Source organism: Actinomadura rugatobispora (assembly GCF_055379765.1).
Genome location: NZ_AP029191.1, coordinates 922,780 through 935,536, shown reverse-complemented (window position 1 = coordinate 935,536; position 12,757 = coordinate 922,780). Strand labels below are relative to the sequence as shown.

Sequence of the window (12,757 nt, the reverse complement as noted above, 5' to 3'; positions counted from 1 at the left end):
AGTTGAAAGCTACTAGCCGGATGTTTCGGAAGGGCAACGACATGCCGCACGCGGGGGAGAGCGATGCCGCGAAGTTTTCCGCTCCTTGGCCGGAGGTCCGGGAGCTGGGGCGGCTGGTTTGGGACCACCTGGTGTTCGTCATGCCGATGGCGCCGAGCCAGGTCATCCTGGCCATGGGCTGCCACGACCCGCGGGTCGCGGTGCAGGCCGCGCGGCTGTGGCACGAGGGGTGGGCGCCTTTGGTCGTGGTCTCCGGCGGCAGGGGCAAGGTCACCGAGGGCTGGGCGGAGACGGAGGCGCGGGTGTTCGCGCGGGTGGTGCGCGAGCACGGCGTGCCCGGCGACGCGGTGCTGCTGGAGGAGACGGCGGCCAACACCGGGGAGAACATCACCGCCACGCGGGCCCTGCTCGCCGCGCGCGGTGTGCCGGTCGAGCGCGGGATCCTCGTGGCCAAGCCCTACATGACCAGGCGCTCCCTGGCCACGGCGGCGCGGCAGTGGCCGGGCGTCGACTGGCGGACCTCCGCGCCGGAGGTGTCGTACGAGACGTACCTGGAGGGGGACGCGCGGCGGTTCCTGGAGCTCATGGTCGGGGATCTGCAGCGCATGGCCGTGTACGCCGAGCGCGGCTTCCAGGTGCCGATGCCCGTCCCGGAGGCGGCCTGGGCGGCGCACGAGGAGCTGGCGCGGCTCGGCTACGACCGCTACGTGATCACCTGACGCCCGGCCTTGTTCCGGGCCCGCTGGGCAGAGGCGGGGGGCCGACACTGCTCCATATTCTATGGGCAAATCTAGTCACTTGCAGTCGTATATCATGATCGGGTGAAGCTTTCGGAGTGGGCACGTCAGCAGGGCGTGAGCTATCAGACCGCCTGGCGGTGGGTGAAGAACGGCAAGATGCCCGTCCCCGTTCGCCAGGCCCCGTCCGGTACATGGATCGTGGAGGAGTCCCGCAAGCAGGTTTCCGGCCATGTGGTCGCGTACTGCCGAGTCTCCTCGGCCGATCAGAAGCCGGACCTTGACCGGCAGGTTGCCCGGGTGGTGACCGAAGCCGGTAAGCGCGGGCTGCCCGTGGGCGAGGTTGTCACCGAGATCGGATCTGGTCTGAATGGCAAGCGCCGCAAGCTGCATCGTGTGCTCGCCGACCCCAAGACGTCCGTGATCGTGGTCGAGCATCGTGACCGGCTGGCCCGGTTCGGCGTCGAGCACCTGCAAGCCGCCCTGTCTGCGACGGGACGTGAGCTAGTGATCCTCGATCCCGAAGAGACCACCGACGACCTGGTCAAAGACATGACGGACGTTCTCACCTCCATGTGCGCCCGCCTGTACGGGCAACGGGCCGCGAAGAACCGCGCCGCCCGCGCCATCGCCGCAGCAACCTCGAAGGAAGACCAGTAATGCCCAAGAAGAAGCGCCAGCCGCCCCAGCCGGGCACGGACCGATACCTGTGCCCGGCGGACGCCTCCAACATCCTCGGGGTTAAGCGCCACGTCATCGCCGAAGCGCTGCGCCAGGCCGGACGAGAGAAGCCGCTCACTCACACCGAGGCGCGATCCTGGCGTGATCATCCGGAGACCGCACCCGGGGAGGGCATAGCCGTACTGGCCGCCGCCGCCTCCGCGAAGGCCGAGCAGGAACACCGCGAGCGCCAGCGTGACATTGAGTACGAGCACCGCATGCTCAACCTGACCGAAAAGGTCACCAAGCTCCTCCTCAAGAGGGCGAAGCACTTCCGAAATCCGGATGCCGAGCTGATCGCGCAGGACATGGCGTTGCGTGCCTCGAAGGAGATGTGCCGCGCCCACAGCGACACCTGCGGCGACCTCGGTGACCCTGTACTCCTCAGCGATCTTGATATTGCCGCCCTGCGCTGGGCTGGCATCAACCCATACGACCACTCGACGTGGATCGTGCACCGGGGGGACTGCCCCGCGTGAAGAAGTTCTGTCCGCAGCCCGGTTTCGTGGTCCAGGCGTACAAGTTCGCCCTGGACCCGAACGCGACCCAGGAGGCCGCGCTGCGATCGCACTGCGGTGCCGCCAGGGCCGCCTACAACTGGGCTGTCGGGTGGGTGTCGGCCTCGTGGTGGCAGCGCAAGGCCGAAGCCACCTACGGGATCGCCGAGGAGGAGCTGACGCCGTGGCGACCGTGGTCGCTGCCCGCGCTGCGCAAGGAGTTCAACCAGGTCAAGAAGACCGACCACCGCTATGCCGGCTGGTGGGAGGAGAACTCCAAGGAGGCATACAACACCGGCCTGGCGAACGCCGCTGCCGCGTTCGACAACTACGCGAGGTCAAAGAACGGCAAACGCCGCGGTGCCCGTATGGGCATGCCCCGCTACAAGCGCAAGCACAAAGCGCGCCTCGCGTGCCGGTTCACCACCGGCAGCATCCGCGTTGCCGACGACCGGCATGTGACGCTGCCCGTGCTGGGCACGATCCGCACCCACGAACCGACCACCAAGCTCCTCGCCCGTATCAGCGACAGCACCGCCCGCATCCTGTCGGCGACCGTCCGGCACGAGCGAGGCCGCTGGTTCGTCTCCTTCCAGGTCGAGACCAAGCGGGAGATCACCAAGGTTGCCCGGCCCAGCGTGGCCGTGGGTATCGACCTCGGGGTGAAGGTACTCGCGGTCATGGCCGACAGCGCCGGAGAGATCCGCTACGCCGACAACCCCAAGCACTATGAGGGCGAGCAGAAGCGCTTGCGGCGTCTCTCGCGGCGCGTCTCCCGCCGCCAGGGCCCGGCCGTCTACGACCCGGCCACCGGCAAGACGACCCGACAGGAGCCGTCGAACCGCTGGCGCAAGGCCAACGCCGAACGCAACAAGGTCCACCACCGGGTGGCGAACCTCCGCGAAGACGCCCTGCACAAGCTCACCACCAGCGTGCGCGCCGAGTACGGCACCGTCGTGGTCGAAGACCTCAACGTCGCCGGAATGCTCCGCAACCGGCGCCTTGCCCGCAAGATCGCCCAGGCCGGCTTTGGAGAGATCCGCCGCCAGTTCACCTACAAAGGCCAGCGCAACGCCTGCCCGACCATGGTCGTCTCGCGTTGGTACCCATCCTCGAAGACCTGCTCCTCATGCAAGACGGTGAAAGCCAAGCTGCCCCTGCATGTCCGAGTGTTCTCCTGCGACGCCTGCGGCCTCGTCATCGACCGGGACGAGAACGCGGCCCGCAACCTTGCCGATCTCGCGTCGGCCAGCATGACCGGTACCGGAGTGGCCGGAGACCGGGGCACCCCCAGCGTGCCGAAACCGCGTGGAGCCGACCAGAAGACCCGCGCCACCCGCCAGGCCCGCAAAGGCCCGGCGGGGCGGGCAGGTGGCGCAAAACCGACCATGCGTCGGAAGGAACCGCGAGACCTTCATCAGGACACCACGACCCAACTCGGGCTGTGGTGACACCGTTAAGGACCTTCCGTGCAGAAACGCACGGATTGCTGAGATCCGACTATGACCTCAGCAACGGCATGGTGCACAATCGGGCCATGGGCACGACGCAAGCGACCACTTACTGTCGTATCTGTGAACCGCTGTGCGGGCTGGAGGCCACCGTCGAGGACGGTGCGCTGCTCCAGATCCGGTCCGACCGCGAGCACCCGCTGTCCAAGGGCTTCGCCTGCCCCAAGGGCATCGCCATGACCGAGGTCCAGAACGACCCCGACCGCGTCGTCCACCCGCTGCGGCGCCGTCCCGACGGCGAGTTCGAACGGGTGACCTGGGACGAGGCCCTCACCGACATCGCGGCGAGGCTGCGCCGCATCCGGTCCGACCACGGCGGCGAGGCCATCGGCTGGTACTTCGGCAATCCCGCGACCTTCTCCTACAGCCACCCGCTGTGGCTGAACTCCTTCATGGCCGCGCTGAAGTCGCCGCACCTCTACTCGGCCGGGTCGCAGGACGTCAACAACCGGTTCGCGGCGAGCGCGCTGCTGTACGGCTCGCCCGCGCTGGTCCCCATCCCCGACCTCAAGCGCACCGACCTGCTGCTGATGCTCGGCGCCAACCCGCTCGTCTCGCACGGCAGCATCATCACCGCGCCGCGCATCAAGGAGGAGCTGGCGGCGATCACGCGGCGCGGCGGCCGGGTCGTGGTCGCCGACCCGCGGCGCACCGAGACCGCCCGCGCCCACGAGCACCTGCCGGTGGCGCCCGACGGCGACGCCTGGCTGCTGCTCTCCCTGCTGAACGTGATCTTCGCGGAGGGGCTGGAGGACCGGCGGGACGACGGCGTCCGGGCGCGGGGGACGGAGACGCTGCGCCGCCTCGCCGCCGCCTTCCCACCCGAGGACACCGCGGCGCGCAGCGGCGTCCCGGCCGAGACGGCGCGGGCCCTCGCGCGCGACCTGGCCGCCGCGGAACACGCCGTCGTCTACGGCCGCACCGGCACCTGCCTGGGCCGGTACGGCACGCTCACCGCGTTCCTCATCGACGCGGTGACGTTCGTGACGGGCAACCTCGACCGCCCAGGCGGCGGCATCTTCGGCGCCGCGCCGCTGCGCGTGGACGAGATCCTCCGCCTGTCCGGGCTGGCCACCTACGGCCGGACCAGGTCGCGGGTCGGCGGCTACCCCGACGTGCTGGGCACCTTCCCCGCCGGGGTGATGGCCGAGGAGATCACCACCCCCGGGCCGGGACGGCTGCGGGCGCTGCTGGTCTCCGCCGGGAACCCGCTGCGGACCGTGCCGGGGACCGCCGCGCTGGAGTCCGCGCTGGAGGAACTCGACCTGCTGGTCTGCATCGACCTGTACGTCACCGACACCGGGCGCAAGGCCGACTACGTACTGCCGGCGACCACGTTCCTGGAGCGCGAGGACCTCCCGCTGCCGTTCCTGCAGAACCACCTCACCCCGTACGTGACCTGGACCGAGCCGGTCGTGGCGCCGCGCGGCGAGGCCCGCCAGGAGTGGGAGATCATCGACGAGCTGGCCCGCCGGATGGGGCTGGCGCTGGGCGCGGTCGGCGCGCAGCGGCTCGCGTACCGGATGGGCGTGCGCCCCTCGCCCCGCCTGATGGTCGACCTGCTGCTGCGCACCGGGCCGCGCGGCGACTGGTTCGGGCTGCGCAGGGGCGGGCTCAGCCTCCGGAAGCTGCGCGCCAACCCGCACGGGATCGTCCTGGCCGAGCACCAGCGGACGGGCACGCTGCGCCGCAGGATCCTGCACAAGGACAAGCTGGTGCACCTGGACCCGCCCGAGATCGTCGCCGAGATCGAACGGCTGGCCGCGGCCCCGGAACCGCCGCCGGAGTACCCGCTGCGCCTCATCGGCCTGCGCGAGCTGCGTTCGCACAACTCCTGGATGCACAACGCCCCCGCCCTGATGCGGGGCAAGCGCGCGCACGCGGCACGCGTCCACCCCAAGGACGCCGCCGAGTACGGCCTCCAGGACGGGCAGCCGTGCCGGATCGCCTCCGAGCACGGGACGGTCGAAGTCCCGGTCGTCGTCACCGACGAGATGTCGCCCGGAACGGTCGCCGTACCGCACGGCTGGGGACACGAGGGCGGCGGTTGGAAGCGGGCCAACGCGGCCGGTGGCGTGAACGTCAACGTGCTGGCCTCACCCAGGGCCGACGACCTCGAACCACTCGCGGGGATGGCGCACCTCAACGGCGTCCCCGTCGCCATAGGCCCCGCCACCTGAACCAGGGCGGGCACGGGAGCGTCCAAGGCCCATGCCCGAGCGCCGCTGGTTCCTGAGGCCCGCCTACGTGCCGGTGATGATGCTGGTGCTGTCGCTGCTGGCGGCGGTCGTCGTGGTGGAGTGGCGTGGCGAAGGGGCTTACGGGGAACCGAAGCCACGCGACACCGCTCTCCTGGAAGCGCGCGCTCGCGAGGTCATCTCCGCCTGGCAGGCGCGGCATCCCGTTGCGAAGCGCACCTTCGTGCCCGTACGCCCCAGGACGGTGCCGCCTGTCGTCGGGACGTCGGTGCTGTACGGGCGCGATCCCTCCGTGCAGCGGCAGGAGGAGATAGGGCGCGCCGTGAGGTCGGGGCACCTGCGCGTGGCGCCGCGCGCTGTCACGGACGTCCTACCGGAACGGCAGCCGGTCCTGTGGGAGGACGGATTCAGCCTGGACGTGCCTGTCGTCTCGGCGGCCGATGCGATCTCCACGGCACGGTCCTCTTTCTGTGAGTCGCAGGACTGCGGGGTTCCCGCGCTGGAGGTGACCGGGGCGCGGTTGCGGTCGGCGCCCATGGAGACGGCGCATGGAAGGGCCTCGGTGCCCGTGTGGATGCTCGACCTGGAAGGCACCCCGGTACGGCTGGCGCTCAAGGCCACCGATCCGCGACTGGAGCCCGAGGCCCTCAAGCCTCGTTTCCAGCCCGGCGGCGGTGTTTACGCCCCTGTTTCCAGGGTGGAGGCGCCGACGCAGGGGTCCTCTATGACCGTCCAGTACATCGGGGCGCCTCCCGGGGAGGGGCCGTGCTCGGCCGAATACCGGGCACGCGTGGTGGAGGGCGAGACCGCGGTGGTGGCGATCGTCCAGGCGCGTCCCCGGCGCGAGCCCGTCGAGGGCGTCGCCTGCGCGCCCGCCGGAACGCTCCGGCGGGAAGTGATCTCCCTGTCCCGCCCTCTGGGCGAGCGGGTCGTGCTCGATCTCGCCCAGGGACTGCCGGTACCCGTCATCGGATGAACCGGAGGGTGACCGGATAAAGTCTCACACGCATGTGAGTGTTCAACCGCGACGGACAGGGGCGGGACGATGCGCATCGGGGAACTGGCCCGGCGTACCGGCGTGAACCACCGGCTGCTCCGCTACTACGAGGAGCAGGGCCTGATCGAGGCGGAGCGCTCGCCGAACGGGTACCGCGAGTACGGCGACGAGGTCGTGCTCCAGGTCAGGCAGATCAGGGCGCTGCTCGGCGCGGGCCTGAACACCGGGGCGATCAGGAGCATCCTGCCGTGCGCGCAGGGGACCAGGCCGACGTTCGATCCGTGCCCGGAACTGATGGCCACGCTGCACCGCGAACTCGCCTCGATCGACGAGCACATGGACAACCTGGAGCGGGCGCGCAGAGCCCTGAGCGGATACCTCGCCGACGCCTCAGGACGCGTCGAGGCGCGCGAGACCGAGCCGGAGACGGAGCGGGATACGGCTGACCGGGGCCGCGTCTAGACGGTTGATTCCAAGGGGTTTGGGTGCGGTCAGTGATCAAAAGCGGTGAGTGATCGTTTGACCTGTTGGCCGGTGTGGTCGTTGTGCCAGATCGCTGCGGTCAGTGCCAGCACCCGGACCGCGATGCGGACGGCGACGCCGGCCGGGGTGCGTCCGCCGTGACGTTCCAGGTCGAGGTGGCCCTTGAGGGTCTGGTTGATCGATTCGATGGTCTGCCGCAGCGGCTTGAACAGATGCACGGTGGGGCGTTCGGGCTCGCCCTTGCGGGCGGGCCGTAGCAGGACCAGGTCGCCCTCGGTGAGAGCGTGCTCGAACGCGCGGCCGTAGTAGTGGCGGTCACCGATGATCGTCTGCCCCGGGTGGCGGGCGGCCAGGTCCGGGTCGGCGCCCAGCATGTCCAGCAGTGTGGCGCGCTCGTCGGCCTTGGCACCCGTCAGCGCGAAGGCGACCGGCAGCCCGCCCAGGGTGCACAGCAGATGCAGCCGCAGCCCCCAGAAGAACCGCGAGTGGGAGGCGCAGTAGCCGTATTCGGCCCATCCGGCCAGCTCGCTGCGCCGGGTGGTGTCGCGGGAGCGGCCGCACTCGACCGGGGTGGAGTCGACGACCCAGACGTCATCGCTCCACAGCGAGGTGTCCCGGCCCAGCATCTGGATCATGTGCACGACCAGGACCGAGGCCGCCCGCAGCCGCTTGTTGTAGCCGGACTGCCCGGGCAGGCGGGGGAACATCACGGCCAGGTCGGTGCGGGCGTAGCGCAGCCATCGCCGCTCGGAGGTGAAGCCCAGCAGCGCCGACATCACCGCCAGGGTGACCAGCTCGGCGTCACTGAGCCTGGGCTGGATGCCGGTGGCCGGGCGCCAGGGGGCCAGGTCCGGGAAAGCCCGCAACCAGTCGTCGATCCTCACATACAGTGCGGTGGCGAGGGTGTTCAGGTCTGGGGTCACAACCGACCATGGACACCCTCGCCCCATTTCCGCAGGCGATCCCTTGGAATCAACCGTCTAGGCGGGGCCGGTAAAGAGCCGTCCAAGCAGGGAGCCGTCCGGGCGGGCCTGGGTAAAGAGTCGTTCAGGCGGCCGGAGCGGGGTGGGCGTACTCGGTGGGACGGTGCGGGGCGATGACCCGGCCGTCGGGGAGCAGCTCACCGGTGTCGTCGAAGAGCACGATGCCGTTGCACAGGAGGCTCCAGCCCTGTTCGGGGTGGCTGGCCACGATGCGGGCGGCCTCCCGGTCGAGCCTCTCGGGCGTCGGGCAGGGCGGCTGGTGCGTGCAGACCCGGTGGGTCGGGGTGAACGGGGATCGGGCGGACATCGGGTAGTACCTCCACTGTGTCCTAATTTAGGACATAGTGAATCTTGCCTACAGGCGACCTAAATATGCAAGTAGATGGGGAATTCTTTACTTTGCCCCAGGTGTAGATCGCGTCCGGGCGGGTCAGCGGCGCAGATCGTCGTCCGCCTCGTCCCCGTGGTCCACGTCGAGTCCGACGATCGACAGGCAGCCGGTGCAGATCCATTCGGCGATGACCGCCTCGGGGTTGGTGGCCTGCGTCCGGTACGGGTGCGCCAGGCGCCGCCGCCGCATGCCGTGGCCGCAGGTGGAGTGCAGCAGCCTCCCGCACTGCGGGCACGGCCAGACGTCCTCGCGGTGCCGCAGGCACTGCGGGCACTGCGGCGCCTCGTACGGCCCGGCGAGCTCGAAGACGTCCGGGACCTCGGTCGAGGCGAGCTCGTTCCGCCACTCCGCCTCCAGGTCGAGGTACTCGTCGGCGGGCCAGTGATGGTCGGCCAGCCACGCCAGGTACTCCTCCGAACTGGGGTCGAGCACCGCGGTGAGCGACTCGGGGTGGCCGGCGTCGCCGGCGGCGCGGTCGGTCTCCGGCGCGGGGGAGCGTCCTGGTCCGCGCCGTGTCAGGGCCAGCAGCGTGAGCAGGCCCAAGAGCACGGTGGCGGCCAAGCCTGTCGCCGTGGCCATCGTGGCGTCCTTTCATGATCTTGCTGCGAGGGTGTCCGATCATGAATTCACTTCACAAAACGCTGCGCACGCTACAAGAAAGGCTCTTTACGGAAAAGTCGATCACAAAAGAATCTTGCTCGGGTTCGCGCCGCCGGGGGTGTCCGAAACCCCCTCCGTGCGGGGGCCGGGAGGCCCGCCGCGCGGGGACGCGTCGCATCCGCCGCGCTCCGTCCCGCTGGTCCCATCTGTCCCGGTCCGGGCGGGGCTGGGCGGGTCCGGTGTGGGATTACTCTCTCCTCCGGTGCCGATCGGGATGTCCAAGATCGACCCGGCCTCTACGCTGGCGTGGCGTGAACGGATGATTCCGGGCGGTGTGCCCCGGATCCTGGAAGGGCTGGGGGGGACCTAGCGTGAGCGAGGATGCGGTCCGGCCGCGTACCGACGACCTGGAGGCGGCCCTGGCGTCGGTCGCCACCGGGCCCGAACTCGGCGCGCTGCTGCTGGAGCTGCGCCACCGGGCCGGGCGGTCGCTGCGCGGGCTGGCGGAGGGCAGCGGGCTGGCCGAGGACGTGATCACCGGTATGCTCACCGGCCGGCGGTTCCCCGCCGAACGGGGGCTGCGCGCCTTCCTGGGGGCCTGCGGCGTCCCGGAGGCGCGGACGGCCCCGTGGGTGGCGGCCCATGCCGCGCTGGACCGCGGCGGCCTCACCTCTCCCGGCCCGGGCTTCCGAGCTCCGGACGACGACGAGGACGGGCTCAGCGTCACGATCGTGGACGGCGCGAAGTTCTTCGAGGAGGTCTCCGAGCGGATCAACGCCGATCCGGGGGCCGGCATCCGGGCGGACATCCGGGCCGAGATCCGGGCGGAGCTGCGCGACGAACTGCGGGCGGAGCTGCGCGAGGAGCTGCGGGCCGAGCTCCGCGCCGAGTTGCTGGAGGAGCTGGAGGACGTCCGCCGCCGCGCCTCCGCGATCCTGGCGTCCGCCGAGCGCGACGCCCGCACGCTCCTGGACGAGGCCCTCAGGTCGCGGTTGAGCGCAGCCCGGAGGGAGGGGACCCAGCCCGACGCCAACGTCTCGTTGACCGGGCTGCTCGGCGAGACCGTCCCGGAGGAGGCGGCGCCGCGGGTCCGCGAGCCGCTGTGCGTGCCGATCGGGCTGGACGCCGAGCGCCGCCCGGTCGAGCTCGACCTCAGGGACTCCGGGCACGGCCCGCACGGCATGGTCATCGGGGCGGAGGGCTCGGGGAAGTCGGAGCTGCTGCGCGCGATCGTGCTCGGCCTGGCGATGACGCACCCGCCGGAGGAGCTCAACCTCGTCCTGCTGGAGCACGGGGACGGCGGGACGTTCGCGGGGGCGGACCGCCTCCCGCACGTCTCGGCGCACGTGCCGAACCTGTCCGGCGCGCCCGCGCGCGCCGAGCGCGTGTACGAGGCGCTGTCCGGTGAGATCGTCCGGCGCCAGCAGGCGCTGCGCGCCGCGGGCGACCTGCCGTCCGTGCGCGAGTACGAGGAGGCCAGGGGCGGGCGCGCCGGCCTGGACGCGCTGCCGCCGCTGCTGATCGTCGTCGACGGGGCCTCCGAGCTGCTGGCGCGCAGGCCCGACTTCGGCGACCTGTTCCAGCTGATCGCCCGGCTCGGCCGGGCCCTGGGGCTGCACCTGCTGGTCGCCGCGCGCAGCCACGCGGACAAGAGCCTGCGCGCGCTGCACCGGCGGGCGGGCTACGTGATCGCGCTGCGGACCGTCGCCGCCACCGACTCGCGCGAGCTCCTCGGCGTCCCGGACGCCCACTGGCTGCCCGACGCCCCCGGCCACGGCTTCTTCAGATGGGGGACCGAGCCGGCCGTGCGGTTCAGGGCCGCGTCCGCCGCCGACGTCCGCGAGGCCGTGATCGAGCGGCTGGCGGCGCGCGGCGGCACGCCCGCGTTCCGGATCTGGCGGCCCCCGCTGGAGGAGGCGCCCGGCCTGGAGGAACTGCTGCCGCCGCTGTCGGTCACGGCCGAGCACGGCCTCACCACGGCGGGCTGGGAGCACCGGGGCGGGCTGCGCGCCGTCGCCGGGATCGTGGACCGGCCGTTCTACCACCGGCGCGACCCGTACTGGCTGGACCTGTCGGGAGAGGCCGGGCACGTCGCGGTCGTGGGCGGCCCGGAGAGCGGCAAGACCACGGCCGTCCGCGCGCTGGTCGCGTCGCTCGCGCTCACCCACACTCCGGAGGAGGCGCGGTTCTACTGCCTCGATCTCGCGGAGCCCGACCCCGCCGCCGTGCGCCGGGACGATCCGGCGGCGGGCCTGGCGGCGCTGGAGGGGCTGCCGCACGTCGGGGCGGTCGTCACCCGCGACCCCGGCCCGGCCGGAACCGCCCGCGACCACCGCGACCACGACCGCGTGCGGCGGACGATCGCGCAGGTCACCGCGATCCTGGAACGCCGCGAGCACGCGCCCGCCCAGACCGGCCCGCTGGAGGACGCCGCTCACGTGTTCCTGGTCGTGGACGACTGGTGCACGCTCCGCGACGACTTCCCCGACCTGGAGGGCTCCGTCGCCGACCTGGCCGAGCGCGGCCTCCCGCACCGGGTCCACGTGATCGCCTCCGCCGCCGCGTGGAAGGACTTCGGTGACCGCGCGCGGGAGGCGTTCGGGACGAAGCTGGAGCTGCGCCTGGCCGACCCGTCCGCGTCGGAGTTCGGCGCCAAGCGCGCGGTGAACGTCCCCGACGGGAGCCCGGGACGCGGCCTGACCAGCGACGGGTTCCACTTCCTGACCGCGCTCGCCGACCTGGGACGGCTGGTGCCCGACGTCGCCAAGGCGTGGACGGGCCCGGCGGCGCCCGCCGTCCTGCCGCTCCCCGACGTGCTGCCCGCCGCACGGCTGCCCGTCCTGGTGCCGTCCGGTCCGGAGGGCCGCGCCCGGATCCCGATCGGCGTCGAGGAGGGGACGCTGGCGACCGTGCACGCCGACTTCGCCGCGCACCCGCACTTCCTGGTCCTCGGGGCCGCGGGATCGGGCCGCTCGAACCTGCTCCGCCACATCACCGCCGCGATCACGGCCCGGCACGCGCCCGAACAGGCCCGGGTGGTGTTCATCGACTACCGCCACTCGCTGGCCGAGGTCGCCGACACCGAGCACCAGATCGGGTTCACGGTCTACGCCGACAGCGCGACCGCGCTGGTCAAGGACATCCACGCCTCGCTGAGCCGCCGCCTCTCCGCGGGCGGCGGCCCCGCCGTCCCGGGACGGGACTGGACGGGCGCCGAGCTGTTCGTGGTCGTCGACGACTACGACCTGGTGGCGCGCCGCGGCGCCGACCCGCTGCGCCCCCTGGCCGACCTGGTGCCGCACGGCCGTGAGATCGGTCTCCATCTCGTCCTCGCCCGCGCCCTGCACGGAACCTCCCGCGCGCTGCCGGCCGAGATCGTCGGGCCCATGCTGGAGATGGGCACGCCGTGCCTCCTGCTGGCCGCCGGAGAGGACGCGGCGAGCGAGAAGGCCCTGGTGGAACGCCTGTCGCCGCTGCCGCCCGCCCCGCGCCGCCCCGCACCGGGGCGCGGTCACTTCTCGCCGGGCCGCGACCGGCTCGCGGACGCGCGGCCCGGCCCCGCCCGGCTGATCCAGACGCCGCTGCACGCCCCCGCGGCCCCCGCCCCGCCCGTTCCTTAAGTCCGCTTTCGCTCCCGCTT

The 12,757-nt window shown here is 71.7% G+C and carries 11 protein-coding genes; 8 read left to right on the top strand and 3 right to left on the bottom strand.

Going from position 1 to position 12,757, the window contains the following annotated elements:
• The first annotated feature begins 41 nt into the window (after window positions 1–41).
• The 7 genes from ACZ466_RS03750 (at window position 42) to ACZ466_RS03720 (ending at window position 7,122) form a co-directional block, all read left to right on the top strand.
• Complete coding sequence (locus ACZ466_RS03750; protein ID WP_378283590.1) at window positions 42–719, top strand: YdcF family protein; 678 nt, start codon at window positions 42–44, stop codon at window positions 717–719.
• A gap of 102 nt (window positions 720–821) precedes the next feature.
• Window positions 822–1,397, top strand: a complete 576-nt coding sequence (locus ACZ466_RS03745; protein WP_378283589.1) for an IS607 family transposase — start codon at window positions 822–824, stop codon at window positions 1,395–1,397.
• Window positions 1,397–1,936 (top strand): hypothetical protein, encoded by a 540-nt coding sequence (locus ACZ466_RS03740; protein ID WP_378283588.1) that lies wholly within the window; start codon window positions 1,397–1,399, stop codon window positions 1,934–1,936. Before ACZ466_RS03745 ends, ACZ466_RS03740 begins: the two co-directional genes overlap by 1 nt.
• Window positions 1,933–3,405 carry an IS607 family element RNA-guided endonuclease TnpB gene (gene tnpB / locus ACZ466_RS03735; RefSeq protein ID WP_378283587.1) on the top strand — a complete coding sequence of 491 codons (1,473 nt, stop codon included), beginning with the start codon at window positions 1,933–1,935 and terminating at the stop codon, window positions 3,403–3,405. Before ACZ466_RS03740 ends, tnpB begins: the two co-directional genes overlap by 4 nt.
• An 86-nt stretch (window positions 3,406–3,491) precedes the next feature.
• Window positions 3,492–5,645, top strand: a complete 2,154-nt coding sequence (locus ACZ466_RS03730; RefSeq protein ID WP_378283586.1) for a molybdopterin-dependent oxidoreductase — start codon at window positions 3,492–3,494, stop codon at window positions 5,643–5,645.
• A gap of 31 nt (window positions 5,646–5,676) precedes the next feature.
• Complete coding sequence (locus tag ACZ466_RS03725) at window positions 5,677–6,639, top strand: hypothetical protein (RefSeq protein WP_378283585.1); 963 nt, start codon at window positions 5,677–5,679, stop codon at window positions 6,637–6,639.
• 69 nt (window positions 6,640–6,708) lie between these two features.
• A complete protein-coding gene (locus ACZ466_RS03720) occupies window positions 6,709–7,122 on the top strand; it encodes a MerR family transcriptional regulator (RefSeq protein WP_378283584.1) in 414 nt (137 codons plus the stop codon).
• A 29-nt stretch (window positions 7,123–7,151) separates the two neighbouring features.
• Here the strand turns inward: ACZ466_RS03720 and ACZ466_RS03715 are convergent, their stop codons facing one another.
• From ACZ466_RS03715 to ACZ466_RS03705, 3 genes are all read right to left on the bottom strand, one after another.
• Window positions 7,152–8,066 (bottom strand): IS982 family transposase, encoded by a 915-nt coding sequence (locus ACZ466_RS03715; protein ID WP_378293641.1) that lies wholly within the window; start codon window positions 8,064–8,066, stop codon window positions 7,152–7,154.
• 124 nt (window positions 8,067–8,190) lie between these two features.
• On the bottom strand, window positions 8,191–8,433 hold the full coding sequence (locus ACZ466_RS03710; protein ID WP_378293340.1) for a DUF5999 family protein: 243 nt from the start codon (window positions 8,431–8,433) through the stop codon (window positions 8,191–8,193).
• A 123-nt stretch (window positions 8,434–8,556) separates the two neighbouring features.
• The gene (locus ACZ466_RS03705; RefSeq protein WP_378293338.1) at window positions 8,557–9,096 is read right to left on the bottom strand and encodes a hypothetical protein; all 540 of its coding nucleotides are present in this window, start codon (window positions 9,094–9,096) and stop codon (window positions 8,557–8,559) included.
• Between the two features lie 392 nt (window positions 9,097–9,488).
• Between ACZ466_RS03705 and eccCb the strand changes: the two genes are divergently transcribed.
• Window positions 9,489–12,737, top strand: a complete 3,249-nt coding sequence (gene eccCb / locus ACZ466_RS03700; RefSeq protein WP_378293336.1) for a type VII secretion protein EccCb — start codon at window positions 9,489–9,491, stop codon at window positions 12,735–12,737.
• Window positions 12,738–12,757 lie beyond the last annotated feature (20 nt).

Coding starts and splice junctions, on each gene's coding strand:
- ACZ466_RS03750 (WP_378283590.1), top strand. CDS start 42: ATGCCGCACGCGGGGGAGAGCGATGCCGCGAAGTTTTCCGCTCCTTGG.
- ACZ466_RS03740 (WP_378283588.1), top strand. CDS start 1,397: ATGCCCAAGAAGAAGCGCCAGCCGCCCCAGCCGGGCACGGACCGATAC.
- ACZ466_RS03730 (WP_378283586.1), top strand. CDS start 3,492: ATGGGCACGACGCAAGCGACCACTTACTGTCGTATCTGTGAACCGCTG.
- ACZ466_RS03725 (WP_378283585.1), top strand. CDS start 5,677: ATGCCCGAGCGCCGCTGGTTCCTGAGGCCCGCCTACGTGCCGGTGATG.
- ACZ466_RS03720 (WP_378283584.1), top strand. CDS start 6,709: ATGCGCATCGGGGAACTGGCCCGGCGTACCGGCGTGAACCACCGGCTG.
- ACZ466_RS03710 (WP_378293340.1), bottom strand. CDS start 8,433: ATGTCCGCCCGATCCCCGTTCACCCCGACCCACCGGGTCTGCACGCAC.
- ACZ466_RS03705 (WP_378293338.1), bottom strand. CDS start 9,096: ATGGCCACGGCGACAGGCTTGGCCGCCACCGTGCTCTTGGGCCTGCTC.